Below are 25,389 nucleotides of genomic sequence, written 5' to 3' on the forward strand. Positions count from 1 at the left end.
AGCGCTTATGCCAAGACCAATCGTCGCCACTATTGATATTTCTGCACTACAACATAATCTCGCCGTCGCCAAATCTCGTGCACCGCATGCCAAGGCCTGGGCCGTGGTCAAAGCGCAGGCATACGGACATGGCCTGGGACGCGCCGTGCGCGCCTTTGCCGACGCAGACGGCTTGGCGCTGATTGAGGTTAATTATGCCGTGCAACTGCGCGAGCTGGGCTGGACCAAACCCATCCTGCTGCTGGAAGGCTTCTTCGACGCCGACGACATCCCGGTGCTGGCGCAGCACGGCCTGCAATTCGCCGTGCATTGCGACGAACAGATCGCCTTGCTGGAGGCGGCCGGGCTCGATGCATCGGCAGCGCAGTTTGACGTCCACCTCAAGATGAACAGCGGCATGAACCGCCTCGGCTTCAGGCCGGAGGTCTATCGCGCCGCCTACGAACGCCTGCAGCAGCTGGCCTGCGTGCGCAGCATCACCATGATCACGCATTTCGCCAATGCCGACGACCCTGCCAATCCCGACCTGCCGCTGGCCGAACAGGTGAAGCGTTTCAATGCCGCCACCGCAGGGTTGGCAGGAGCGCACAGCGCGGCCAACTCGGCGGCCGACCTGATGCATGCCGACCTCGCCTACGAATGGGTGCGCGCCGGTGTGATGCTGTATGGCGGCACGCCGGGCGGCGGTACTGCGAAGGAGTTCGGCTTGCGTGCGGCGATGACGCTGGAGAGCAAGATCATCGGCGTGCAAGAGATCGGTCCCGGCGACGCGGTCGGCTACGGCAGCCGTTTTGTGGCCGACAAACCGATGAAGATCGGCATTGTCGCCTGCGGTTACGCAGACGGGTATCCGCGCCATGCGCCCAACAACACGCCGGTGATCGTCGACGGCGTGCGCACCGGCACCATCGGACGCGTATCGATGGACATGCTGACGGTGAACCTGAGCCATATTCCCGGCGCCGGCGTTGGCAGCCGCGTGGTGCTGTGGGGTGAAGAGCTCCCGATCGACGAGGTTGCATTTGCAGCGGGCACGATCGGCTATGAATTGATGTGCGCATTGGCGCCGCGCGTAAGCGTGCAAGAAAAAAACTGAGAAGAACCGATATGGCAAAAGCCAAAACGAATTACACGTGCACCGAATGCGGCGGTGTCAGCAACAAGTGGGCGGGGCAATGCCCGGCCTGCGGCCAGTGGAATACGCTGGTGGAAACCCTGGTCGAAACGGCCGGCGTCAATCGCTATTCCAACCAGCCTCAAGGCCTGGCGCAGACTGCGCCGGTGTTGTCGCTGGCCGATATCGAAGCGATTGACGTGCCGCGTTTCGGCACCGGCATTGAAGAGTTCGACCGTGTGCTCGGCGGCGGCCTGGTGCCGGGCGGCGTGGTGCTGATCGGCGGCGATCCGGGCATTGGTAAATCGACCTTGTTGCTGCAGGCGCTGGGCAATATTTCCAAACTCAAGCACGTGCTGTATGTCAGCGGTGAAGAGTCGGGTTCGCAGATCGCCTTGCGCGCGAAACGTCTGGCGGTGGATGCCAAGGATCTCAAGCTGCAAGCCGAAATTCAGCTCGAAAAGATCTTGTCGACGCTGACCGAGCACAAGCCCGACGTTGCCGTCATCGACTCGATTCAGACCGTCTATTCGGACGCGCTGACGTCGGCGCCGGGGTCGGTGGCGCAGGTGCGCGAATGCGCGGCGCAATTGACGCGTTTCGCCAAAACCTCCGATACCACCATCATCATGGTCGGCCACGTCACCAAGGAAGGCGCGCTGGCCGGTCCGCGCGTGCTCGAACATATCGTCGACACGGTGCTGTATTTCGAAGGCGACACGCATTCCAGTTTCCGGCTGGTGCGCGCGTTCAAGAACCGCTTCGGTGCGGTCAACGAACTCGGCGTGTTTGCCATGACCGAGAAGGGCCTCAAGGGCGTGTCGAATCCCTCCGCGCTGTTCCTGTCGCAGCATGACAGCCAGGTGCCGGGTTCCTGCGTGATGGTCACACAGGAAGGCACGCGTCCCTTGCTGGTGGAAATCCAGGCGCTGGTCGACAGCTCGCACGTGCCCAACGCACGCCGCTTGTCGGTCGGCCTCGAGCAAAACCGTCTGGCGATGCTGCTGGCCGTGTTGCACCGCCATGCCGGCATCGCCGCCTTCGATCAGGACGTCTTCATCAACGCCGTCGGCGGCGTCAAGATCACCGAGCCGGCCGCCGACCTGGCGGTGCTGCTGGCGATCAATTCATCGATGCGCAACAAGCCGCTGCCGCGCGGCCTGGTGGTGTTCGGCGAAGTCGGCCTGGCCGGCGAGATCCGTCCCGCGCCGCGTGGACAGGAACGTCTGCGCGAAGCGGCCAAGCTGGGATTCTCGATCGCGATGATCCCGAAGGCCAACGCGCCGAAGCAGGACATCGAGGGATTGAAAGTGGTTGCCGTCGAACGCATCGACGAGGCCTTGCAGAAGATCCGCAACATCGACGAATGATGGTGTCGAAGCGCGGGCTCAGCCCGGTAGCTGATAGGTGACGATCACCTGATTCATTTCGCCGCGCGCCGGCGGCCCGAGCTGGCTGCCGCCCTTGACACGGTAATGCAGCGTGAACGGTTGCGCGGCGTCCTTGCCGTTGAAGGCGCCGGTGCTGCCGCTGGCGTTGTTGGTCACGTTCCAGCAGCGCTGGCGGTTGTTCCAGCACAGAACCGCTTCAAATCCCACGGGCTTTTCCGACAAGCCGTATCTCCATGACACATTGCTGATCGTCGCACCCGGAGGCACCGGCGTGCTGATGGAAAAGGTGGTCTCGTAATCCGCGTTTTTTGCGAGGATGGTGGCGCCCATGGCGTCGGCGGCGTAAGAGCCGCTCGGTCCGCGGGGAGCCGGAGGTGGCGGCAGTGTATTTTGCGGTGGCGGTGCAATCACGGCGGCATGTGGCGCGACGATGGCAGGGGCGCCGGTAGCCGGAACGCTGAGCGTGCGGTCAACGCGGGTCTGTGCCACAACGGTGCCTGCAAGAGCAAGGCCGAGCGTAGCGACGAGCGCCGTGCGCAACAGCGCCACGGCTAGGCCGCCTGCTTGCGCGGATTGCCGCCGCGAACCGGAACTGTCGGGAACATCATCTGCACCACGAGACCGCCGCCGTCGCGATTGCGCAGGGCCAGCTTGCCGTTGTGGCGGATCACGATGCGGTTGACGATCGCCAGACCGAGTCCGGAACCGTTGGCCTGGCCGCGCGCGGTGTCGAGTCGCGTGAAGGGGCGCAGCAGGTGCTCCAGTTCGCTCTCCGGTGCGCCTGGGCCATGGTCGGAAATTTCGACTTTGACGTGGCGGTCTTCGATCTTGCACAGGATGTCGATGTTGGCGACCTCGGTGCCGTCGGTCTTGCCGTAGCGCCGCGCATTTTCGATGAGATTGCTGATGATGCGTTCGAGCTCGACGGTGTTGCCCATGACTTCAATGCCGGGCGCGATGGCCGTGCTGACCATGACGTCGCTCAGGCGCTTGGAGTTGTTGGCGGCGTCTTCCAGCAGTCCCGACAAATCCACGGGCATGAAACTGCTGCTGTCGAACGGTTTGGCGTAGTCGAGGAACTGGCCGATGATGGCATCCATCTGCGCCAGGTCGGAATGCATGCCGTCACGCGCTTCGTCGGACAGCCTTGCCATTTCGACTTCCAGCTGCATGCGCGCCAGCGGCGTGCGCAGATCGTGAGAAATGCCGGCCAGGATGACGGCGCGGTCGGATTCGATGCGATCCAGATCGGCCACCATCTGGTTGAAACTGAGATTGGCTTCGCGGATTTCGGTCGGTCCCGATTCCGGCAGCGGATCGGGTTGCTTGCCCTTGGCGATGGCGCGCGCGGCGGCGGTCAGGCGCGCCAGCGGCTGGTTGATCAGGGTCGAAATGAACACCGCGCCGATCAGCGACAGCACCAGTGCAATCGAGCCCCAGCCCAGCCATTGCAGGCTCGAGGTGCGATCCAGCCGGCCACGATCAAGCATCAGCCAGTATTGGTCCTCATCGATTTTGAAGCTGATCCAGAAGCCGTCGACGTCGTTGACGCCCGAGGCGAACTGGGTGTCGTCGCCCATCGCCTGCTTGACGTAAAACTCCAGCTCCGGCAACACCGGCGAATCGTCGGGCGGCGCAATCTTGTCGGTTTTTTCGAGCGGATAGATGCGGATGCCTTCGTTGCTGGCCAGGTCGAACAGCAGTTCGCGGCGCATCTCCGGCGCTGAGTGGGTGAGGGCGGCGCGCGTGATGGTGACGACGGAGACGATCTGCGCAGCGAGCTGCTCTGCGCGCGGACCGCGTTCGACCATGCGGAAGCTGGCCACCCACGCCACCATGCTGGCGGTGATCAGGAAGGTCAGCAAAAAGAAGGTGCGCCAGAACAAACCGTTGCTGAACCATCGTTGGCGCGCTTGATAGCTCATGTTGTGAATGCCGGTGGCCGGATTGGGTAGGCGCATCAGCGCGGCTTGCCCTCGGGGATGAAGACGTAACCGAGGCCCCATACGGTCTGGATGTACAACGGATTGGCCGGATCAGGTTCGATCAGTTTGCGCAGGCGCGAAATCTGGACGTCGAGGCTGCGGTCGAATACTTCGTATTCGCGGCCGCGCGCCATTTCCATCAGCTTCTCGCGCGAGAGCGGCTGGCGCGCGTTGCGTGCGAAGACTTTCAGCACAGAGAATTCACCGGTGGTCAGCGGCACGGTTTCGCCTTTTTTCTTCAGGGTGCGGGTGCCGAGATCGAGGACGAATTCACCGAACTCGAATGACTCCGGCGATTCCGAAGGCGCGCCCGGCAATTCGTCCGGACCCTTGCGGCGCAGGACCGCATTGATGCGCGCTACCAGCTCACGCGGATTGAATGGCTTGGGCAGGTAATCGTCGGCACCCATTTCGAGGCCGATGATGCGATCCACATCTTCGCCCTTGGCGGTCAGCATGATGATCGGCGTCTGGTCGCCGGCGCCGCGCAGGCGGCGGCAAATGGCGAGGCCGTCTTCACCGGGCAGCATCAGGTCCAGCACGAGCAGATCGTAACGCTCGCGGATCCAGAGTTTGTTCATCGCCTGGGCGTTTTCCGCCGTGACGACGTTGAAGCCCTGCTCGGTCAGGTAACGGCGCAGTAGGTCGCGCAAACGGATGTCGTCATCCACCACCAGGACTTTTGATTGGTGGGCCGGAGTAGCTGTCGTGCTTGTGTTGGTCGTATTCATGGCGTTATGGTAGCGTCTTCGCGGCGATCGGCAATATGTAACAGGCCAAAGATTACAAACTGTTACATACCTTACCTTAATCATCTTATACCATCCGGCCGGGCAACCTACACTGGCTACATTGATGAAGCACTTTGTCGATGGCTTGGAAATGTGGAAAAATGCCGCTATGAATATTGCCGTAATAAGAAGGATAGGTATTGCTGCAGTCGTGCTTGCGCTGAGCGCTGCCGGCGCGCTCGCGCGCCCTCCGGAAGGGCCGCGCGGCGGTCAGGGGCAACCGACCGATTTCCGTCGTCCGGGCGGTAATAATTTCGGCAACGGCGGCAACCGTCCTCAGCAGCAAGAGCAGGACACCAACCAGCGCCGCGGCAAATTGAGCCCCGACGAACGGCGCGAGCTGCGACGCCAGATTGACGAAGCGGGTCAGGATATTTATCGCGTCAAACGTTGATCAAACGCTGACGACGCGACAGGAAAGACAACAAAAAGCCAGGGCTGTTCAGTCCTGGCTTTTTTGTGGGCGAAGCAGGCGGGTAGGGCGATCAGGTCTGATGCGCGCGTCCCAGTTTTTTCTCCAGCCGATGCTGCAAGGCCTCAAAGCAGATGCTCAGGAACCAGTACACCATCGCCGCCGCGATATATAAGGGCAGCGGGCGAAAAGTCACTGCGATGATTTCCTTGGTCGACAGCATCAGTTCGGTGACGGTGATGACCGACACCAGCGACGTGTCCTTGATCAGGCTGATCAGCGTATTGCTCATTGACGGCACGGCGATGCGAACCGCTTGCGGCACCACCACGTAGCGCAGCGTCTGCGCATAGGTCAGGCCGAGACTGTAGCTGGCGCTCCATTGGCCGCGTGTGACGCCGAGGATGGCGCCGCGCAGGCTCTCCGACAAATAGGCCCCCGCATTCAGGCTCAGTGTCAGTACGCCCGCCGAGAGCGGCGAGAATTCAATGCCGATGCTGGGCAGGCCGTAATAGACCACGAAAATTTGTACCAGCAGCGGCGTGCCGCGCATCAGGCTGACGTAGACGGCGGCGGGCCAATGGACAAACTTCCACGGCACGATGCGCGCCACTGCCAGCACGAAACCGAGCACCAGTCCGCCCAGCATCGAGGACAAGGCGAACAGCAGCGTATAGCCGACACCCCTGAGCATGATCGGCGCCGCCTGGTGCAGCAAATTCCAAATTTCCATTTTTTGTCGGCAAATAAAAATATCCCCGCAACAGTGCGGGGATATCGGTTTGAAATGAATCCGGAGCTTATTGTGCGGTCGGCGGCTTGCTCACGTCAATGCCGAACCATTTAACCGACGCCTGCTTGAAGCTGCCGTCCTTGAGGATCTCGGCCAGGGCCTTGTTCAGCGCGGCCTTGAATTGCGGGTTGCCCTTCTGGAACGGGATGCCGATCTTGTCGACGGTGCCGATCGGCGAGCCGCCCTTCAGGGGCAGATTCGACGATTTCAGCAGGTAGCCGACCAGCAGGCTGTCGTTCAGCGCTGCATCGATGCGGCCGCTGGCCAGGTCGGCCAGGTATTCAGGCGAGCCTGGATAGGTCTTGACTTCGATGCCGGGAACGGCCTTGGCCTTCTGCTCGAAGTTGGTGCCCTGGCCCAGGCCGAGTTTCTTGCCCTTCAGGTCTTCCAGGCTCTTGAATTCGCGCTTCTCGTCCTTGCGCACGATCAGCTGCGCGCTCGACAGGGTGTACGGATCGGAGAAGTCGAACGCCTTCTGACGCTCGTCGGTGATGCCGACCTGGTTGATGATGACGTCATACTTGCCTGCGCCCAGGCCTGCCAGGATACCGCTCCACTCGGTGGTGGTGAATTCGGGCTTGAGGCCCAGCTTGGCGGCCAGCAGCTTGGCGACGTCGACTTCAAAGCCGGTCAGTTCGCTGGTCTTCGGATCCTTGAAATTGAACGGTGGATAGTTGCCTTCCAGCGCTACTTTCAATGTGCCGCGCGCCTTGACGGTATCGAGCAGGTCGGCTGCATGAGCGCCGACAGTGGCGCTGGCTGTAACGGCAAGCAGCAAGCCGGCCAGCAAGGGGGACAATTTGCGGAATGAAGTGAATGCCATGTCTGTTCCTTTTGATGTTCTGTATTGATCGGTGGAAACCCGATATGCGAGCAGCTTAATCGTTTTTCAATCTTAGACCAAAGACATCTACGTAAGAAGTTTATATGGGGAAGCCGGATAAAAGACGATCTGGCGCCGCGTTTCTCCACGCCTCCAGCAGCCCCTCAGGCGACCAGCTGCTCCAGCGCCTCCTGCTGTCCCAGCCAGTCTTCTTCCAGTTGCTCCAGTTCCTTGGTGCAATACGCCTGGTCGGCGATCAGCTTTTTCAGTTCTTCCTTGTTGGCGGCGTCGTAGATGTCCGGTGCAGCCAGACGGGCGTCGATGACGGCCTTCTTTTCATTGCACTTGGCGATTTGTTCTTCCAGGCGCTTGATGCGCGATTCGATCGGCTTTTTCAAGCCGGCCAGGCGCTGGCGCTCTCCGGCGTCGAGACGCTTCTGTTCGCGACGGTCGCCGACCGGGGCTGCGGATACGGCGGCACCCGGTTCCGGCGCTTTCTGGGCGATCTTTGGTTCGGCCTTCGGCTTGGCAGCCGCAGCCTGCGCTGCTTCCGTCGCACTGTTCTTGGCGGCCAGCTTGGTCTTGAACAGCCAGTCGCGGTAATCATCCAGATCGCCGTCGAACGGTTGCAGCTTGCCGTCGGCGACGATCAGGAACTGGTCGGTGGTGGCGCGCAGCAGATGGCGATCATGGGACACCAGGACCAGCGTGCCTTCGAACTGCGCCAGCGCCATGGTCAGGGCTTCGCGGGTTTCCAGGTCCAGATGGTTGGTCGGTTCATCGAGCAACAGCAGGTTGGGGCGTTGCCAGACGATCAGCGCCAGCGCCAGGCGGGCTTTCTCGCCGCCGGAAAACGGCGCGATGCTCGACGACGCCATGACGCCGTTGAAGTTGAAGCTGCCGAGGAAGTTGCGCAGTTCCTGCTCGCGCACGTCCGGCGCGATGCGTGCCAGATGCCACAGCGGCGATTCGTCGTGGCGCAGCATTTCGACCTGGTGCTGGGCGAAGTAGCCGATCACCAGACCTTTGCCGAACTGGGCGGTGCCGGCGATCGGGTTCAGCTCGTTGGCGATGGTTTTGATCAGGGTCGATTTGCCGGCGCCGTTGACGCCGAGCAGGCCGATACGCTGGCCGGTCTGCAGTGAAAAATCGATGCCGCCGACGATGACCTTGTCAGAGATTTCATAGGTTTCAGGATCTTCGCTGCGATAGCCGGCGTTGACCTTTTCCATGACCAGCAGTGGATTCGGCGCCGACAGAGGTTCGCGGAATTCAAAAGAGAACTCGGCCGCGGCGCGCAAAGGCGCCAGTTCTTCCATCTTCGCCAATGCCTTCATGCGGCTTTGGGCCTGTCTTGCCTTGCTCGCCTTGGCCTTGAAGCGGTCAATGAAGGAGTGCAAATGCGCACGCTGACGCATCTGTTTCTCGATCATGCCGGCCGCCAGTTCGAGTTGAGCGGCGCGTTGGCGTTCGAAGGCGGAGTAATTGCCGGAATAGCGTTTCAGCTTGCGCTCGTCGATATGCACGATCACGTTGACCACGCCGTCGAGGAAGTCGCGATCATGGGAGATGATGATCAGCGTACCGGCATAGCGCTTGAGCCAGTCTTCCAGCCAGATGATGGCGTCCAGATCCAGGTGATTGGTCGGTTCATCGAGCAGCAGCAGATCGGACGGACACATCAGCGCCTGCGCCAGATTCAGGCGCATGCGCCAGCCGCCGGAGAAACTCGCGACCGGGCGCTCCATCTGTTCCAGCGTGAAGCCCAGGCCGAGCAGCAGTTGCTCGGCGCGCGAACGCACCGTGTAGACATCGGCGTCGGCCAGGGCGCCGTACAGTTCACCGATGCGGATACCGTTTTCGGCGCTTTCCGGTTCAGCTTCTGCTGCAGCCAGCTGGGCTTCCAGGCGGCGCAAGGTGACGTCGCCGTCGATCGCGTATTCCACTGCAGCGCGTTCGAGCGCAGGAGTTTCCTGGGCGACATAGGCGACGCGCCATTTGGTCGGATAGTCGATGTTGCCCTGGTCGGCATGCAGTTCGCCGCGCAGCATGGCGAACAGGCTGGATTTGCCGGCGCCGTTGGCGCCGATGAGGCCGATCTTGTCGCCCGGGTTGAGGGTGACATCGACATTCTCCAGCAAGGGTTTAACGCCGCGGGCCAGGGTAACTTGCTGAAAACGAATCATCGGAAAACTGCAATCAAAGAATAAAAATCAGGTGGAAACGAAGCTCAAAGTTCAGACTGAGAAACGACGCAAAAAATCAGGCCAGGTGCTGCAATTGATCAGCCGTCACCAGGAACACCATGTCGTCGCCGGCGCTGGTAGTAACCCAGGTGAGTTCCAGGTCGGGGAAGGCGGCTTCGGCGTAGGCGCGTTCGTTGCCGATCTCGACGATCAGCACGCCGTTCGGCGTCAGGCGCTGTGCCGCGCCCTTGACGATCTTGCGCACCAGATCCATGCCGTCCTTGCCGCCGGCCAGCGCGATCTGCGGTTCCTGCAGGTATTCCTGCGGCAACTTGCTCATCGAGTCCGAATTCACATACGGCGGATTGCTGATGATCAGGTCGTACTTGCGTGCAGGCAGTTTGGTGTAGAGGTCGGATTCGACCAGGTTGATGCGGTCGCCCAGTTCGTAGTCGTCGACGTTGCGGCGCGCCACTTGCAGCGCCTCCGGCGAAATGTCGACAGCTTCAACGCGCGCCTGTGGGAACGCATCGGCCAACAGGATGGGCAGGCAGCCGGAACCGGTGCACAGGTCGAGGATGTTTTCGACTTGCGCCGGATCTTGCACCCACGGCGAAAAGTGTTCGGGAATCAGTTCGGCGATGAAGGAGCGCGGCACGATCACGCGCTCGTCGACGAAGAAGCGATAGCCGCCCAACCAGGCTTCGTTGGTGATGTAGGCGGCCGGTACGCGGTCTTCGGTGCGGCGCATGATCACGCGCAGCAGATTGTCGATCTCGCCTTGCAGCAGGCGCGCGTCGAGGAAAGGCTCGAGCTGGTCCAGCGGCAGTTTCAGCGTGTGCAGGATCAGGTAGGCGGCTTCATCGAAGGCGTTGTTGGTGCCGTGGCCGAAGAACAGCTTCTCGGTATTGAAGCTGGTGATGGCGTAGCGCAGGATGTCGCGCACGGTGGCGAAATTGTTTGGCGTCATGATCGATATTCTCGGTCTGTACATAGTGAATAGGGTCCGGCTGGTTGGATCCGCTGCGGACTACAGCAGCAGGTTTTCCATGGTGCGGCGGTAGATGTTCTTCAGCGGATCGATGTAGCGTACTTCGATGTATTCATCGATCTTGTGGATGCTGTCATTGGGCGGGCCAAACTCGATCACCTGCGGGCAGATCTGCGCGATGAAACGTCCGTCGGAGGTGCCGCCGGTAGTCGACAGTTCGGTGTCGATGCCGGTCTCGGCCTTGATCGCCGACGACAAGGCGTCGCTCAGGTTGCCGCGCGGGGTCAGGAACGGCAGGCCGCCAACGGTCCACTTGAGGTCGTACTCGAAGCCGTGCTTGTCGAGGATCGCGTGCACGCGTTGTTGCAGGCCTTCGACCGTGCTGGCGGTCGAGAAGCGGAAGTTGAAGTCGATCACGACGTCGCCCGGGATCACGTTCGACGCGCCGGTGCCGCCATGGATGTTCGACATCTGCCACGAGGTCGGCAGGTAGTATTCGTTGCCTTCGTCCCACTTTTCTGCGACCAGTTCGGCCAGCGCCGGCGCCGCCAGGTGGATCGGGTTCTTCGCCAGTTGCGGATAGGCGATATGACCCTGGATGCCTTTGACTATGAGCTTGCCGGACATGGTGCCGCGGCGGCCGTTCTTGATCATGTCGCCCAGCTGTTTGGCCGAAGTCGGTTCGCCGACGATGCAATAGTCGAGCTGTTCGCCTCGTGCCTTCAGTTGGTTGCAGACGATCACGGTGCCGTCAGTGGCCGGGCCTTCTTCATCGCTGGTGATCAGGAAGCCGATCGAGCCCTTGTGATCAGGATGCGCTGCAACGAATTCTTCCACGGCGACGACCATCGCTGCAATCGAGGTCTTCATGTCGGAGGCGCCGCGGCCGAACAGTTTGCCGTCGCGTTGCGTCGGCACGAACGGCGGCGATTGCCACTTGTCGACCGGGCCGGTCGGCACCACGTCGGTATGTCCGGCAAACGCCAGCAGCGGTTGGGCCGTACCCTTGCGCGCCCACAGGTTGGTGACGTCGCCGGACTGGATGGTTTCGCAGACGAAGCCGAGCGGCGCCAGCAGTTCAGCCAGGCGCGCCTGGCAGCCTTTGTCTTCCGGCGTCACGGAGGAGAGGGCGATCAGTTCCTGGGTCAGGGCAAGGGTTTTGCTCATGATGAATTCTTGTAATCAGTTCTTGAAAATCTGTTGATAAAGGTCTGCGGTGAAACCGACGTGCGTCGGTGCATCGCCGTTTTGCAGCACCGGCCGCTTGACGATGGACGGCAGCTCGACGATCAGCGCCGTGGCGCTGGCGTTGTCGGTGATGCTCGCCTTGCGTTCGTCGGACAGGCCGCGCCAGGTCGTGCCTTTGCGATTGACCAGCGTGTCCCAGGGAATGTCCTTGAGCCAGGTTTTCACCAGACCGGCATCCAGGCCTGCCTTCTTGAAATCGTGGAAGGTGTATGCAACGCCGTTGGCGTCGAGCCAGGTGCGCGCCTTCTTGACCGTGTCGCAGTTGGGAATGCCGTAGAGAGTGACTTGCTTGCTCATGAAATCAACATCCTGTTTTACAAAAAGTGAAGGCCGGCGTCATGCATGCCGGCCATATCTCTTGGTTTGCTGCAAACAGAATTGCCGGCACGGGCCGGCAATTCATGGTGCTGCGAAGCTGATTAAGCGCCGCGCAGCAGTTCGTTGATCGAGGTCTTCGAACGGGTTTGCGCGTCGACCTTCTTGACGATGATCGCAGCGTACAGGCTGTACTTGCCGTCCTTCGACGGCAGGTTGCCCGGCACCACGACGGAGCCGGCAGGCACGCGGCCGTAATGCACTTCACCGGTTTCACGATCGTAGATCTTGGTCGACTGACCGATGTACACGCCCATCGACAGCACCGAGTTTTCTTCGATGATCACGCCTTCGACGACTTCCGAACGGGCGCCGATGAAGCAGTTGTCTTCGATGATGACGGGACCGGCTTGCACCGGCTCGAGCACGCCGCCGATGCCGACGCCGCCGGACAGGTGGACGTTCTTGCCGATTTGCGCAGCGGAGCCGACGGTGGCCCAGGTGTCGACCATCGCGCCTTCATCGACGTAAGCGCCGATGTTGACGTAGGACGGCATCAGCACGACGTTCTTGCCGATGAAGGAGCCGTGGCGGGCAACCGCCGGCGGCACCACGCGGAAGCCACCCTTGGCGAAATCTTCAGCGGTGTAGTTGGCGAACTTGGTCGGGACCTTGTCGTAGAACTGCGGATAGCCGGGGATGCCGGAGCCGACCGGGACGTTGTCTTCGAGGCGGAACGACAGCAGGATGGCTTTCTTGACCCATTGGTTGACTTGCCATTGGCCGACGCTTTGGCGATCCGCCACGCGCAGGGTGCCTTCGTTCAGGCCGGCGATGACTTCCGCCACGGCGTTACGGATGTCGGCAGGTGCGGTCTTCGGCGACAGGCTGGCGCGGTCTTCCCACGCCTGATCGATGATTTGCTGGATGGATTGGGTCATCTTGTTTTATCTAGGTTGAAAATGAATAAAAACCGAGGCGCGTTTCAATGTTGAAAACCGGATATGAAACGGCGCGTCGGAGAGTGGATCTGCTTAGTTTGCCTGATGCGGCGAATCGCCGATTCAGGCCGCCGCCAGCTTGCGTGTGAAAGCGACAATGCGTTGCGCCGCTTCCAGGCATTCTTCCACTTCGGCGACCAGCGCCATGCGGATGCGTTGCTGGCCCGGATTGACGCCGTTGGCTTCGCGCGCCAGATAACTGCCGGGCAATACCGTCACATTATATTCGGCATAAAGGCGCTTGGCGTATTCCGTGTCGCTGATCGAGGTCAGTTTATCCACCTTGGCCCACAGGTAAAAGCTGGCGTCCGGCAGGGACACGTCCAGGACTTCCTGCAGCAGCGGCGTCACCTGGCTGAATTTCTTGATGTACTTGACGCGGTTTTCCTGCACGTGGGTCTCATCGTTCCAGGCGGCAATCGAGGCGTTCTGGATCGATGGGCTCATGGCGCCGCCATGATAGGTGCGGTACAGCAGGAATTTCTTCAGGATCGCGGCGTCGCCGGCCACGAAGCCCGAACGCATACCGGGCACGTTGGAGCGCTTCGACAGGCTCGAGAAGGCGATCAGGCGATCGTAGCCGCGGCCCAGCTTGTGCGCCGCTTCCAGGCCGCCCAGCGGGGCTTCTTCCTTGAAATAGATTTCCGAATAGCATTCGTCGGAAGCGATCACGAAGCCGTAACGATCAGAGAGTTCGAACAGTTTCTTCCAGTCATCGAGCGACAGCACCGCGCCGGTCGGATTGCCCGGCGAGCACAGGAACAGCAGCTTGACGCGCGGCCAGATATCGTCCGGCACCTGGCTGAAATCGGGGGCGAAATTGCGCGCCGGATCGGAATTGACGAAATACGGCTGCGCGCCCGACAGATAGGCCGAGCCTTCGTAGATTTGATAGAACGGATTCGGGCAGATCACCAGCGCATCTTTTTGCGACGGATCGACCACGGTCTGCGTCAGCGAGAACAATGCCTCGCGCGAACCGTTGACCGGCAGCACCTGCGTGGCCGGATCGATTTTCGGCAAGCCGTAGCGGCGCTCCAGCCAGCCGGCGATGGCGCTGCGCAGCGCTTCCGAGCCGATCGTGGTGGGATAGGTCGCCAGCCCCGCCAGGTTATCGGTCAGGGCCTGCTTGATGAATGCCGGCGTCGGATGCTTGGGTTCGCCGATGCCGAGACTGATGTGGCGATAGTCCGGATTGGGCGTGACGTCGGAAAACAGGTTCTTGAGTTTTTCAAACGGGTAAGGCTGCAGCTTGTCGAGTAATGGATTCACAATGGATTCACGGAGGCGCGTAGCAAGGGTGGGATAGGGCGACATTATACTGATTGTTGCCGGGATGATGCGCTCCGGGCGGTCGGGGCGGCATTCAGGCGCCGCATGTTTTGACAAGGCGATAAAAAATGCACATCATGAAAGTACAACAAGAACCCACGTGGCCGGGGTGATGTGTGACAGGCCGGCGCGTGCAGGATCAGGGGAGGGCTCATGAACTTCATGTGCGTGCGGGAAATGTCCGTAAGGCAATTCATTTCATTTTTTGCCGCTGCAACGCCTGTTGTGCTCTGCGGTCTTGCCGCGCTCCTGTCAGCGACGCCGGCGTGCGCCGCCGACGATGTCCAGACGGTATTGATCGGTTTTGCCGGCGGGCTGGGGAAAAGATCGCTGTCCAACCTGAGCTTTAGCGCGCGCGACGGCGCGCAGATGGCCGTGGACGACGCAAATCAGCGCAACCTCGTCATCGGCGGGAAGCGCGTGTTTTTCAAATTGCTCGTCAGCGATGATCAGTCCGATGTGAATTTTGCGCGCGTTGTCGCCAAATCCTTTGTCACCGCAGGCGTCGTTGGGGTGGTCGGCCATGTCACGACCGATACCAGTATCGCGGCCGCACCGTTCTACAACGAAGCGGGAATTCCACAAATTTCACCTACCTCCGCCGGGCGGCAATTTTCTCAGACCGGATACCGCACCGCCTTCCAGATACTGGGGCACAGTGAAGCCAGTGCGATCCATCTGGCCAATGTTGCCTACGATACGCTGAAGGCCCGCCGCATCGTCGTCATAGATAACAGCAGCATGCTGGGAACCAGCCTTGCGGAAACCTTTACCCGGCAGATCCGGCGGGACGGCGGAGATGTCCTGTTCCGCGAGACAATCAACAGCAAGACTTCCGACTTCAACGCCGTCTTGCCGCGCGTGAAAAACGAGCGTGCGGACTTGCTTTTTTTCGCCGGCACCGGCCCGCAGGCGATCGCTTTTTCGCAGAATGCCCAACGCATGGGAGTGACGTCGACACTGTTGCTCAATGGCGGCGCCGTGAACAACGAGTTTCCGCAAACCGGATCGCATCGGGACGGCACCTATCTGATGTTGCAGGGCTTGCCGGTTGAAACGCGGTCCGGTTACTCACAATTTGAAAAGGCGTACAGGAAGAAATTTGATTCGGCGCTGACGGCGTACACGATGTTTTCCTACGACGCCGTCGGCATGCTGATCGAGGCGTGCAGGAAAAATAATTCCCTCAACGCGAGGCTGGCGGTAGAGACCTTGCACAACATGCAATATGCGGGCATCTCCGGGACTATTTCATTTGCGCCTGACGGCAGCAAAAACAATCCTCCCTATACGCTTTACCGGGCCTCCCAAAACAAATGGCAGATCGTCAAAGTCTTTGGCGGTTAGCAATCAATGCTCTGGAGGCTGACAGGGCCAATCCTGCGGCGGCGCAGCAAATTGAACAATCGCAGGCAGGAAACTGCCCTGTTCGCCTGATGGACTTGCTGCAAAGTAAGCTATCGTGCGCAGTCCAACAATAAATCTCCCCCATTCGCTCTGAACGGAGTTGCAAGAATGAAAACATTAAAGTCGAAACTGCTGCTGGCGCTGGTCGTCATGTGGATCGGTTTGCTGGTGCTGGCGGCGTGGTCGGCGCTCAATACCCGGCAAAACATGATCAACGAGCGCGAAGCAGGACTCAAGCGCGTCGTTGAAACCGCCGAGGGCATCCTCAAGAGCTATGCAGCTGAGGTCGCCGCCGGCAAGACCTCGCTGGCGGAAGCCCAGAAGCAGGCGCTGGAACGCATCGCCGCGATGCGCTACGACAACGACAATTACATCTTCGTCTTCGATTCCAAGCCGGTGGTGCTGATGCACCCGACCAACAAGAGCGTGGTCGGCAAGAATGTCGGCGACCGCAAGGACAGCGACGGCAAACTGTACTACGTCGAAATGGTCAAGGTCGGCAAGGCGCAGCAGCGCGGTTACGTCAATTACATGGGACGCCTGCCGGGCGCTGATGACACCAATCGCACGCAGAAGGTCAGCTACCTGATTTACTACCAGCCATGGGACTGGCTGCTGGTGTCGGGCGTCTTCCTCAATGACGTTGAAAGCGATTTCTACAAGAACCTGCTGAAGCTGGCCGGCATCCTGATCGTGATCGGCGTCGCGGTGTCGGCGATGATGCTGGCCATCATCCGCAACATCACGCGCAGCCTTGGCGGGGAGCCTTCTTATGCCGTGGGAGTGGCGTCGCGCATTGCGTCAGGCGACCTCACCATGGCGATCAAAACGCGGCCGGGAGACAAGAGCAGCCTGCTGTATGAAATGAGCGTGATGCGCGAGCGACTGTCTTCGGTGATCAGCGGCATCCGCACCGGCACCGACTCCATTGATACCGGCGCCAAGGAAATCGCCGCCGGCAACATGGATCTGTCCTCGCGCACCGAGCAGCAGGCCGCTTCGCTGGAAGAAACCGCGTCGAGCATGGAAGAACTCACCTCGACCGTGAAGCAGAATGCGGACAACGCCCGCCAGGCCGGTCAACTGGCCAACACGGCATCCGACATCGCGCGTCGCGGTGGTGACGTGGTGGGGCAGGTAGTCGACACGATGCAAGGCATCACGGAAAGCTCGCGCAAGATCGCGGACATCATCGGTGTGATCGACGGTATTGCATTCCAGACCAACATTCTCGCGCTGAATGCGGCAGTGGAAGCGGCGCGCGCCGGCGAGCAGGGCCGCGGCTTTGCGGTGGTCGCCTCCGAAGTGCGCAGCCTGGCGCAGCGCAGCGCGCAGGCGGCCAAGGAAATCAAGCAGTTGATCGATGATTCGGTGACGCGCGTCGACAGCGGTTCGGAGCTTGTGCAACGCGCCGGCCAGACCATGGGCGAGGTGGTCAATGCGGTGCAGCGTGTCACCGACATCATGGGCGAAATCTCCTCGGCGACCGAAGAACAAAGCAGCGGCATCGGCCAGGTCAATCTGGCGATCACGCAAATGGACCAGGCCACGCAGCAGAATGCCGCGTTGGTGGAGCAGGCAGCTGCAGCAGCCGGTTCGCTGGAAGAGCAGGCGCGCAGGTTGAAGGATGCAGTGGCGTTCTTCCAGGCGGACGGCGTTTCGGCTGTTGCCGCTGCGCCGGTTGCTCGCGCCGCCGCGATCGCACCTCGGGTAGCTCCGAAGGCTGCGCCTGCGTCCGCGACTAAGCCGCGCAAGGCCTCGGCCGCAGTCGCACGCGTCCCGGCGGCATCGAAACCAGCGCCGGGCAAGTCCTCTTCCGCTTCGACTCCGGTCAATGACGGCGACTGGGAAACTTTTTAAGCAAGCGCGGGCTTGCGTTCGCGCTTGAGTCAAGGCTGCAACGGCTTGTCCGAGCGATCGGACAAGCCGTTTGTTTTGGCGATCTCGCCGCAGCTGCGCCAATTGCTCTTGCAAGCCGCCAATTGAGCGGTTTTCCCTCTCGGAATGTTATGATACCGGGCTATTGCGGGCGAATTTGCCTGCCTCCGTCAAACTCTGTGAAATTGTAGATAACGTGCGCTTAAATTCCATTAAATTGTCAGGATTCAAGTCTTTCGTCGATCCGATGAATTTCCAGGTGCCGGGACAGCTGGTGGGCGTGGTGGGCCCCAACGGTTGCGGCAAGTCCAACATCATTGACGCCGTGCGCTGGGTGCTGGGCGAATCGAAGGCCTCCGAACTGCGCGGCGAGTCCATGCAGGACGTCATTTTCAACGGCTCCACAAACCGCAAGCCGGCCGGGCGCGCTTCCGTCGAACTGGTGTTCGACAACGCCATGGGCAAGGCTGCCGGGCAATGGGGCCAATACGCCGAAATCGCCGTCAAGCGCACCCTCACGCGCGACGGTACTTCGTCGTACTACATCAACAACCAGGCGGTGCGCCGCCGCGACATCCAGGACATCTTCCTTGGCACCGGCCTCGGCCCGCGCGCTTACGCGATCATTGGCCAGGGCATGATTTCGCGCATCATCGAAGCGCGTCCGGAAGAGCTGCGCATCTTCCTCGAAGAAGCCGCCGGCGTGTCGAAGTACAAGGAGCGCCGCCGTGAAACTGAAAATCGCCTGCACGACACGCGCGAAAACCTGACACGCCTCGAAGACATCCTGCGCGAGCTCAACACCAACCTCGAAAAGCTGGAAGCCCAGGCCGCCGTCGCCAAGAAGTTCAACGAACTCACCGCCGACCAGGAAGAAAAGCAAAAGCTGCTGTGGCTGCTGCGCAAGAACGAAGCCAAGGCCGAGCAGGAAAAATTCTTCCGCGAAATCGAGCGCGCACAAATCGATCTGGAAGAACAGACCGCCAAGCTGCGTCACGTCGAGACCGAGCTGGAACACATGCGCCAGGCCCACTACGGCGCCGGCGATCGCCTGCATACGGCGCAAGGCCACCTGTACCAGACCAATTCCGAAATCGGCAGCCTGGAAGCGCAGATCAAGTTCGTCATTGAATCGCGCAACCGTCTGCAATCGCAACTCAACTCGCTGACCGCGCAGCGCGACCAATGGCAGCGCCAGGGCACGCAGCACCAGGACGACCTGGCCGAAGCCGAGATCCAGCTTGAAGAGCAGGGCATGCGCGTCGAGCAGGCGCAGCAAGCCGTGCAGGACGGCAGCGACAAGGTGCCGACGCTGGAGCAGGCATGGCGCGAAGCGCAACTCAAGACCACCGAGTCGCGCGGCAAGATCATGCAAATCCAGCAGCAGATCGAACTGGAATCGGCGCACCAGCGCAACGCTTCCAACATCCTGTCAGGCCTGGCCGTGCGTCGCGAACGCCTGATGCAGGAAAAGAGCGGCCTGAACATGCCGGACGACGCGCACCTGTCCAACCTCAAGTTGCAGCTGGAGGAGAAGCAGGCCTCGCTGGAAGAAGCTTCCATGTACCTCGAAGAGGCGCAGGAGCAGCAGCCAAAGCTGGAAGAAGAGCGTCGCACCGCGCAGGAACTGGTCAGCAAGGAAACCTCCGACCTGGCGCAGCTGGAAGCCCGTCAGTCGGCGCTCAAGCAACTGCAGGAAAGCGTGCAGACCCAGGGCAAAGTGCAGCCTTGGCTGGAAAAGCACGAGCTGGCCAATCTCCCGCGCCTGTGGCAGAAGCTGCATATCGACGCCGGCTGGGAAACTTCGCTGGAGTCGGTGTTGCGCGAACGCATGTCGGCGCTGGAAGTGTCGAACCTGGACTGGGCCAAGGCCTTCTTCAACGACGCGCCACCGGCCAAGCTGGCGCTGTTCGCGCCGAATCCGACAGCCGCTCCCGCCGAATCGGCGCCGAATGGCCTGAAGCCTTTCATCAACCTGCTGCAACTCAACGATCCGGGTTTGCGCGCGCTGATGCAGGACTGGCTGCACAATGTCTTCATCGCCGACGACACCGCCAGCGCATTTGTCGATCGCAGCAAGCTGCCGGCGGGCGCGTTCTTCGTGACCAAGCAAGGCCACGTGGTGAGCCAGTCGAGCGTGCGTTTCTATGCCTCCGATTCGGAGCAGGACGGCATGCTGGCGCGCCAGCAGGAAATCGAAAACCTGACCAAGCAGCAGCGCGCCCAGTACATGCTGGCCGAAGAAGCCAAATCGCGCGCCGTGCGCGCCGATGCCGCCGTGACCGGCGCCACTCAGCGCCTGCAGGAACTGCGCCAGCGCGTCGCCGGCCTGACCCAGTCGGTGCACAGCTTGCAGATCGAAGTAATGAAGCTGTCGGAAGTACAGGAGCGCTTCAACCAGCGCAGCACGCAGATCGTGGCCGACCTTGCCGAAATCGAAATGCAGGAAGTCGAACAGCAACAGATCAAGGCCGAATCCGAAGCCAAGTTCGAACAGCTCGACATCGAGCTGGCCGAGCTGCAAGAGTCGCATGAAAACGGTCAGACCGATTACCTCAGCAAGGAGCAGCAGCTCAACGACGCACGCCTGCGCCTGCGCGAACTCGAGCGCGCCGCCCAGGAAGCGGAGTTCTCCGAAAAGTCGCAGCGCAACAAGATCGACGAACTCAAGCGCAGCATCGCCACTGCGTTGGAGCAGGCCGCGCAATTGTTCGCCAGCATGCAGCAGGGCAGTCTCGAATTGGAAAGCCTCGATGATCAAGCGGCGCAAGCCGGTTTGCAATCCTTGCTGGACAAGCGCACCGATCAGGAACGTGCGCTGGCCGACGCCCGCCATGAACTCGACCAGTTGTCGCAACAGCTGCGCCATCATGAAGAGGCGCGCCTGCAAGCCGAACGTAGCCTGCAACCGCAGCGCGACCGCATTACCGAGCTGCAGTTGAAGGAGCAGGCCGCACGTCTGAACCAGGAGCAATTCACCGAAGCGCTGGCCAACACCCAGGCCGACGAAGCGGCGCTGGCCGAGAAGCTCACCGACGACATGCGTCCTTCCTACCTGCAAGGCGAAGTGACCCGCCTGACCAATGCGATTGCAGCGCTGGGCGCAGTCAATCTGGCGGCGCTGGACGAGCTGGCGACCGCCTCCGAACGCAAGAATTTCCTCGATGCGCAGTACGTCGACCTCAACGAAGCGATCACCACGCTGCAGGACGCCATTCACAAGATCGACATCGAAACCCGCGGCTTGCTGCAGGACACCTTCGACAAGGTCAACGGCCACTTCGCCGAGCTGTTCCCGATCCTGTTCGGCGGCGGCCAGGCCAAGCTGACCATGACCGGCGACGAAATCCTCGATTCCGGCGTGCAGGTCATGGCGCAACCGCCCGGCAAGAAGAACGCCACGATTCACCTGCTGTCCGGTGGTGAAAAGGCGCTGACGGCGACTGCGCTGGTGTTCTCGATGTTCCAGCTGAATCCGGCGCCGTTCTGTCTGCTGGACGAAGTGGACGCACCGCTCGACGATGCCAACACCGAGCGCTTCTGCAATATGGTCAAGCGCATGTCGTCCAACACCCAGTTCCTGTTCATCTCGCATAACAAGATCGCGATGGAAATGGCCAATCAGCTGATCGGCGTGACCATGCAGGAGCAGGGCGTGTCGCGCATCGTGGCGGTCGACATGGAGGCGGCGGCCAACTTCACGTCGGAGGTGCAGGCGGCTTAGGCCGTCTGGTTTTTGCATGCCGCGCGCGAGTCGCGAATTTCGGCGCTGACGCGCCGTTTTTCATAGGCTGGACAGCTTGACAAGCCAAAGGGGGAACACTACCCTGAACAGCTTGTCATACAAGGGCTTTAGCGTGACTTCAGCGCTGCTGATGCAAAGCGATCCAGACAAAGAATAACAAGACGGTAATGGCGGACCAGGCGTACTTTTGCTGCTGTACGGATATTCAGGAAGCAATTGAACATCGTGTGCCGTCGACTCTCAGGAATCCACAAAGACCAGTTATGACCAGTTTTATTGAACTGAACGCAGTTGATGTCCGCCGCGCCGCCCGCCAGGGCAAGGCCGCAGCGGCTGCAGCAACTGCAATTCTCTCAACCACCGCAGTGATGGCCGGCGCCGGCAATGCCGCAGCGCGCCTCGCTTCCAAGAAAAATTCCAAGGTGCATTCGGCATGACAGACCTCCAGACCAGCCTGATCGTTATCGGCGGCGTGATCGTCGTGGGCGTGATTTCCTACAATAAATGGCAAGAGCACAAGACGCGCAAAACGGTCGAGCGCGCGTTTTCGTCGGATCACGATGATGTGCTGATGAACGCCGACAGCGCGACGCAACCGCTTGCCCCGACCAGGTCGGCGGCGAAGAGTGCGCCGGCGGCGGCTGCACCGCAGTCTTTCCAGGCGGCACCAGCCCCGACGGCGCCTGCCGCGAAGTCGCCGCTGTCGATGTATGACGACGATGAACGCGTCGAGCCCGAGCTGTACCAGATGCCGGAGCGTCGGCCGCAAGTGCCCGCGCCAGAACAGCAACCGATCACGCCGCCGGTCACGGAAGCGGATCTTGATACACCGGTCGAACCCTACCTGTCGATCGACACGCCGCTCGACAGCCATGACGATTATCTGGCCGCTCCGCTGAACGTGGATAATCTGAACACTGACCTGAGTCATGTCGAAGCCACGCTCAACGACACCGAAATGTTTGCCGGTGAGCAAGCGGGGCAAACGCTCGCAGCGCCCCAACGCGAATTGCCGGTCGATGAGCTGGTCGACTGCATCATCCCGATTGCGCTGGAAGTCGCCGTGCGCGGCGAGAAGCTGTTGCCCGGCGTACAGAACCTGCGCCATGTCGGCAACAAGACCGTGAATTTCGTCGGTCGCACGACAGAAGGCGAATGGGAGCCGATCGGCCACGGCAGCTCCTACAACGCCTTGCTGGCCGGCGTGCAACTGGCCAATCGCAATAACGGACTCAACGAGCTGGAGTATTCCGAACTGATCGTGCGTCTGCGTGAGTTCACCGATGTAATCGGCGCCGAGCCGGAAATTCCCGACATGATCGATGTCATGAAAACGGCGCAGGCGCTGCACCAATTCGTCATGGATCACGACGTCCAGCTGGGCGTCAACGTGCGCTCCAATGGCGCACCGTGGAACGTCACCACCTTGCTCGCGGCATTGACCCGCCAGGGCTTTGATCGTCGCACCGACGGCCATCTGGTGATGCAGGACGGCGAAGGGGAAGTGCTGTTCTCGATGTCGACCAACGTCACCGGCGCCGCCGAAACAACGGATCGCCTCACGCTGTTGCTGGACGTGCCGCGTGTAGGCCCGGCGCGCGACGGTTACGGCGCCATGATCGCCTGCGCACGCTCCCTGGCCATGCGCCTGGGCGGCACCGTGGTCGACGACAGCGATCAGTTGCTGTCGGACGCCGCGCTGAGCGATATCGCCGAGCAGGTCGGCGCGTTCTACAGCGCCATGGAATCGGCAGAAATCCCGGCCGGCTCCAAGCGCGCGATGCGCCTCTTCAGTTAAGCTTGCGCGCTACTTTTCGAGCGCTCCTACCATGCACCCAGATTCACATTCAGCACCCGCAGCGCCAGGCGACTGGCGCGCGCGGGCGGCCTGGCTCAAGGCGGCGTTGGACCGTCACAACCACGCCTACTACGTCCTCGACAATCCCAGTATTCCCGACGCCGAATACGACAAGCTGTTCCACGAGCTTCAGGCGCTGGAAGCAGAACATCCCGAACTGGCCACCAGCGACTCGCCCACCCAGCGCGTCGGCGGCGCGCCGCTGCCGCAATTCGAGCAGGTGCGTCACGCGGTCCCGATGCTGTCACTGGGCAATGGCTTCGACGACGAAGACATCATCGCCTTCGACAAACGCGTCAAGGACGGCTTGTCTTCCGAGGCCGACATCGATTACGCCACCGAACTGAAGTTCGATGGTCTCGCCATCAGCCTGCGTTATGAAGACGGTGTGCTGGTTGGCGCCGCCACGCGCGGCGACGGCACCACCGGTGAAAATGTCACGGCCAACATCCGCACCGTGCGCGCGATTCCGTTGCGCCTGCATGGCGACAAGGCGCCGCAGGTACTGGAAGTACGCGGCGAAGTGCTGATGTACAAAGACGATTTTGCCCGGCTCAACCAACGCCAGCGCGACGCCGGCCAGAAGGAGTTCGCCAATCCGCGCAACGCCGCGGCAGGCAGCTTGCGCCAGCTCGACTCGAAGATCACGGCGCAGCGCACCCTGCGATTTTTTGCCTATGGCATCGGCGTGCTGGAAGGCGTCCCCATGCCGGCATCGCATTCCGCCTTGCTCGACTGGTATTCAGAACTGGGCCTGCCGGTCTGCAAGGAACGCGAAGTGGTGCGGGGCGCTGAAGGTTTGCTGAAGTTCTACCACGGCATCGGCGCCAAGCGCGCCGAACTGCCGTATGAGATCGACGGCGTGGTCTACAAGGTGGACCGTCTCGACCAGCAGCAGAAGCTTGGTTTCGTGTCGCGCGCGCCGCGTTTTGCGCTGGCGCATAAATTTCCGGCGCAAGAAGCGCTGACCGTGGTGCAAGGCATCGAAGTACAGGTGGGGCGCACCGGCGCCATCACGCCGGTGGCGCGACTGGCGCCGGTGTTCGTCGGCGGCGTGACCGTCACCAACGCGACGCTGCACAACGAAGACGAGGTACGCCGCAAGGATATCCAGATCGGCGACACCGTGATCGTGCGCCGCGCCGGCGACGTGATTCCGGAGGTGGTCGGCTATGTGCCTGAGTCGCGTCCGGCCGATGCCAGGCCTTTCGAGATGCCGAAGACGTGTCCGGTATGCGGCTCCGCGATCATCCGTCTTGAGGATGAAGCGATCGCGCGCTGCTCGGGCGGCTGGGTCAAATGCTCGGCGCAGCGCAAGGGCGGCCTGCAGCATTTCGCCTCGCGCCGCGCCATGGATGTCGAAGGCCTGGGCGATCAGTTGATCGAACAACTGGTCGACAAAAATGTCATCACCACTGCAGCGGATTTGTACCGCCTTGGCCTGACCTCGCTGGCCGAGCTTGACCGCATGGCAGAGAAGTCGGCCCAGAATGTGCTCGATGCATTGGAGAAATCCAAGTCGACCACGCTGGCGCGTTTCATCTATAGCCTCGGCATCCGTCACGTCGGTGAAGCGACCGCCAAGGAACTGGCGCGCCACTTCGGTAATATGGATGCGGTACTGGCGGCAAATGAAGAACAACTGCTGGAAGTCGCCGATGTCGGCCCGGTAGTGGCGCGCTCCATCGTCAGCTTTTTCTCCGATGGCCTGAACGTCGAGCTGGTGAATCAGTTACGCGCAGCCGGCATCCATTGGAGTGAAGGCGCGGGCATCGAGATCCAGGCCAAGACGCTGGCCGGCAAGACGTTCGTGCTGACCGGCACCTTGCCGACGCTGACGCGTGACGAGGCGGCACAGATGATCGAAGCGGCCGGCGGCAAGGTCAGCGGTTCGGTATCGAAGAAGACCGGCTATGTAGTGGCCGGCGCCGATGCCGGCAGCAAATTGACCAAGGCCGAAGAGCTGGGTATCGCCATCCTCGACGAGGACGCCCTGCAGTTGCTGATCAAAACCGGCCCTGAAGACAGCCCGGAAGCGCCATCCGCAGAATAATCGGCGATACTGGACCATAATGACGCCATGCATCATGGCTCATGCGTCCGGCGCCACGTGAATCCA

General features: G+C 61.1%; 20 protein-coding genes. 9 read left to right on the top strand and 11 right to left on the bottom strand.

Annotated features, from left to right (window positions below):
- Positions 1-7 precede the first annotated feature (7 nt).
- Together alr and radA are read left to right on the top strand one after the other, a co-directional pair.
- Entirely contained in the window at positions 8-1,096 is a 1,089-nt protein-coding gene (gene alr / locus ACIROY_RS00890) for an alanine racemase (RefSeq protein ID WP_402338976.1), read from the top strand.
- An 11-nt stretch (positions 1,097-1,107) separates the two neighbouring features.
- Entirely contained in the window at positions 1,108-2,484 is a 1,377-nt protein-coding gene (gene radA / locus ACIROY_RS00895) for a DNA repair protein RadA (protein ID WP_402272065.1), read from the top strand.
- A gap of 18 nt (positions 2,485-2,502) precedes the next feature.
- Here radA and ACIROY_RS00900 read toward each other — a convergent pair whose 3' ends face one another.
- Genes ACIROY_RS00900 through ompR form a run of 3 tightly spaced genes read right to left on the bottom strand, consistent with a single transcriptional unit; the run spans position 2,503 to position 5,221 of the window.
- Positions 2,503-3,054 carry a flagellar protein FlhE gene (locus tag ACIROY_RS00900; RefSeq protein ID WP_402338978.1) on the bottom strand — a complete coding sequence of 184 codons (552 nt, stop codon included), beginning with the start codon at positions 3,052-3,054 and terminating at the stop codon, positions 2,503-2,505.
- A 2-nt stretch (positions 3,055-3,056) separates the two neighbouring features.
- On the bottom strand, positions 3,057-4,466 hold the full coding sequence (locus ACIROY_RS00905) for an ATP-binding protein (RefSeq protein WP_402338980.1): 1,410 nt from the start codon (positions 4,464-4,466) through the stop codon (positions 3,057-3,059).
- Complete coding sequence (gene ompR, locus ACIROY_RS00910; protein WP_034297488.1) at positions 4,466-5,221, bottom strand: two-component system response regulator OmpR; 756 nt, start codon at positions 5,219-5,221, stop codon at positions 4,466-4,468. Before ompR ends, ACIROY_RS00905 begins: the two co-directional genes overlap by 1 nt.
- Positions 5,222-5,345: 124 nt before the next feature.
- Between ompR and ACIROY_RS00915 the strand changes: the two genes are divergently transcribed.
- Positions 5,346-5,675: a hypothetical protein gene (locus ACIROY_RS00915; protein WP_402338981.1), complete on the top strand. Its 330-nt coding sequence runs from the start codon at positions 5,346-5,348 to the stop codon at positions 5,673-5,675.
- 91 nt (positions 5,676-5,766) lie between these two features.
- On the opposite strand, the gene ACIROY_RS00920 is transcribed toward ACIROY_RS00915, so the two are convergent.
- The 8 genes from ACIROY_RS00920 to dapC all read right to left on the bottom strand — a co-directional run bounded on the left by ACIROY_RS00920 (position 5,767) and on the right by dapC (position 14,322).
- The gene (locus tag ACIROY_RS00920) at positions 5,767-6,426 is read right to left on the bottom strand and encodes an amino acid ABC transporter permease (RefSeq protein ID WP_402272056.1); all 660 of its coding nucleotides are present in this window, start codon (positions 6,424-6,426) and stop codon (positions 5,767-5,769) included.
- A 67-nt stretch (positions 6,427-6,493) separates the two neighbouring features.
- The gene (locus tag ACIROY_RS00925) at positions 6,494-7,309 is read right to left on the bottom strand and encodes a cystine ABC transporter substrate-binding protein (RefSeq protein WP_402338983.1); all 816 of its coding nucleotides are present in this window, start codon (positions 7,307-7,309) and stop codon (positions 6,494-6,496) included.
- A gap of 164 nt (positions 7,310-7,473) precedes the next feature.
- Entirely contained in the window at positions 7,474-9,495 is a 2,022-nt protein-coding gene (locus ACIROY_RS00930) for an ATP-binding cassette domain-containing protein (RefSeq protein ID WP_402338985.1), read from the bottom strand.
- Between the two features lie 76 nt (positions 9,496-9,571).
- Complete coding sequence (prmB, locus tag ACIROY_RS00935) at positions 9,572-10,465, bottom strand: 50S ribosomal protein L3 N(5)-glutamine methyltransferase (RefSeq protein ID WP_402272049.1); 894 nt, start codon at positions 10,463-10,465, stop codon at positions 9,572-9,574.
- A gap of 60 nt (positions 10,466-10,525) precedes the next feature.
- Positions 10,526-11,653 (bottom strand): succinyl-diaminopimelate desuccinylase, encoded by a 1,128-nt coding sequence (dapE, locus tag ACIROY_RS00940; RefSeq protein WP_402272047.1) that lies wholly within the window; start codon positions 11,651-11,653, stop codon positions 10,526-10,528.
- A 15-nt stretch (positions 11,654-11,668) separates the two neighbouring features.
- The gene (locus ACIROY_RS00945; protein WP_402272045.1) at positions 11,669-12,031 is read right to left on the bottom strand and encodes an ArsC family reductase; all 363 of its coding nucleotides are present in this window, start codon (positions 12,029-12,031) and stop codon (positions 11,669-11,671) included.
- 122 nt (positions 12,032-12,153) lie between these two features.
- Positions 12,154-12,990 carry a 2,3,4,5-tetrahydropyridine-2,6-dicarboxylate N-succinyltransferase gene (dapD, locus tag ACIROY_RS00950; RefSeq protein ID WP_007875794.1) on the bottom strand — a complete coding sequence of 279 codons (837 nt, stop codon included), beginning with the start codon at positions 12,988-12,990 and terminating at the stop codon, positions 12,154-12,156.
- 123 nt (positions 12,991-13,113) lie between these two features.
- Positions 13,114-14,322 carry a succinyldiaminopimelate transaminase gene (gene dapC / locus ACIROY_RS00955; RefSeq protein WP_402272042.1) on the bottom strand — a complete coding sequence of 403 codons (1,209 nt, stop codon included), beginning with the start codon at positions 14,320-14,322 and terminating at the stop codon, positions 13,114-13,116.
- 213 nt (positions 14,323-14,535) lie between these two features.
- Between dapC and ACIROY_RS00960 the strand changes: the two genes are divergently transcribed.
- From ACIROY_RS00960 to ligA, 6 genes are all read left to right on the top strand, one after another.
- Positions 14,536-15,729, top strand: coding sequence for a branched-chain amino acid ABC transporter substrate-binding protein (locus ACIROY_RS00960; protein ID WP_402272040.1), 1,194 nt, complete (start codon positions 14,536-14,538; stop codon positions 15,727-15,729).
- 168 nt (positions 15,730-15,897) lie between these two features.
- Positions 15,898-17,649 (top strand): methyl-accepting chemotaxis protein, encoded by a 1,752-nt coding sequence (locus ACIROY_RS00965; RefSeq protein ID WP_402338987.1) that lies wholly within the window; start codon positions 15,898-15,900, stop codon positions 17,647-17,649.
- A 214-nt stretch (positions 17,650-17,863) separates the two neighbouring features.
- Positions 17,864-21,391 (top strand): chromosome segregation protein SMC, encoded by a 3,528-nt coding sequence (gene smc / locus ACIROY_RS00970; protein ID WP_402272036.1) that lies wholly within the window; start codon positions 17,864-17,866, stop codon positions 21,389-21,391.
- Between the two features lie 284 nt (positions 21,392-21,675).
- Positions 21,676-21,849 (top strand): hypothetical protein, encoded by a 174-nt coding sequence (locus ACIROY_RS00975; protein WP_402272033.1) that lies wholly within the window; start codon positions 21,676-21,678, stop codon positions 21,847-21,849.
- Positions 21,846-23,210, top strand: a complete 1,365-nt coding sequence (locus ACIROY_RS00980; RefSeq protein ID WP_402338989.1) for a cell division protein ZipA C-terminal FtsZ-binding domain-containing protein — start codon at positions 21,846-21,848, stop codon at positions 23,208-23,210. The genes ACIROY_RS00975 and ACIROY_RS00980 overlap by 4 nt, the downstream gene beginning before the upstream one ends.
- 31 nt (positions 23,211-23,241) lie before the next feature.
- A complete protein-coding gene (gene ligA / locus ACIROY_RS00985; RefSeq protein WP_402338991.1) occupies positions 23,242-25,323 on the top strand; it encodes an NAD-dependent DNA ligase LigA in 2,082 nt (693 codons plus the stop codon).
- Positions 25,324-25,389 lie beyond the last annotated feature (66 nt).

The organism is Herbaspirillum sp. NPDC101396 (assembly GCF_044767365.1).
Lineage (GTDB): Bacteria > Pseudomonadota > Gammaproteobacteria > Burkholderiales > Burkholderiaceae_D > Herbaspirillum.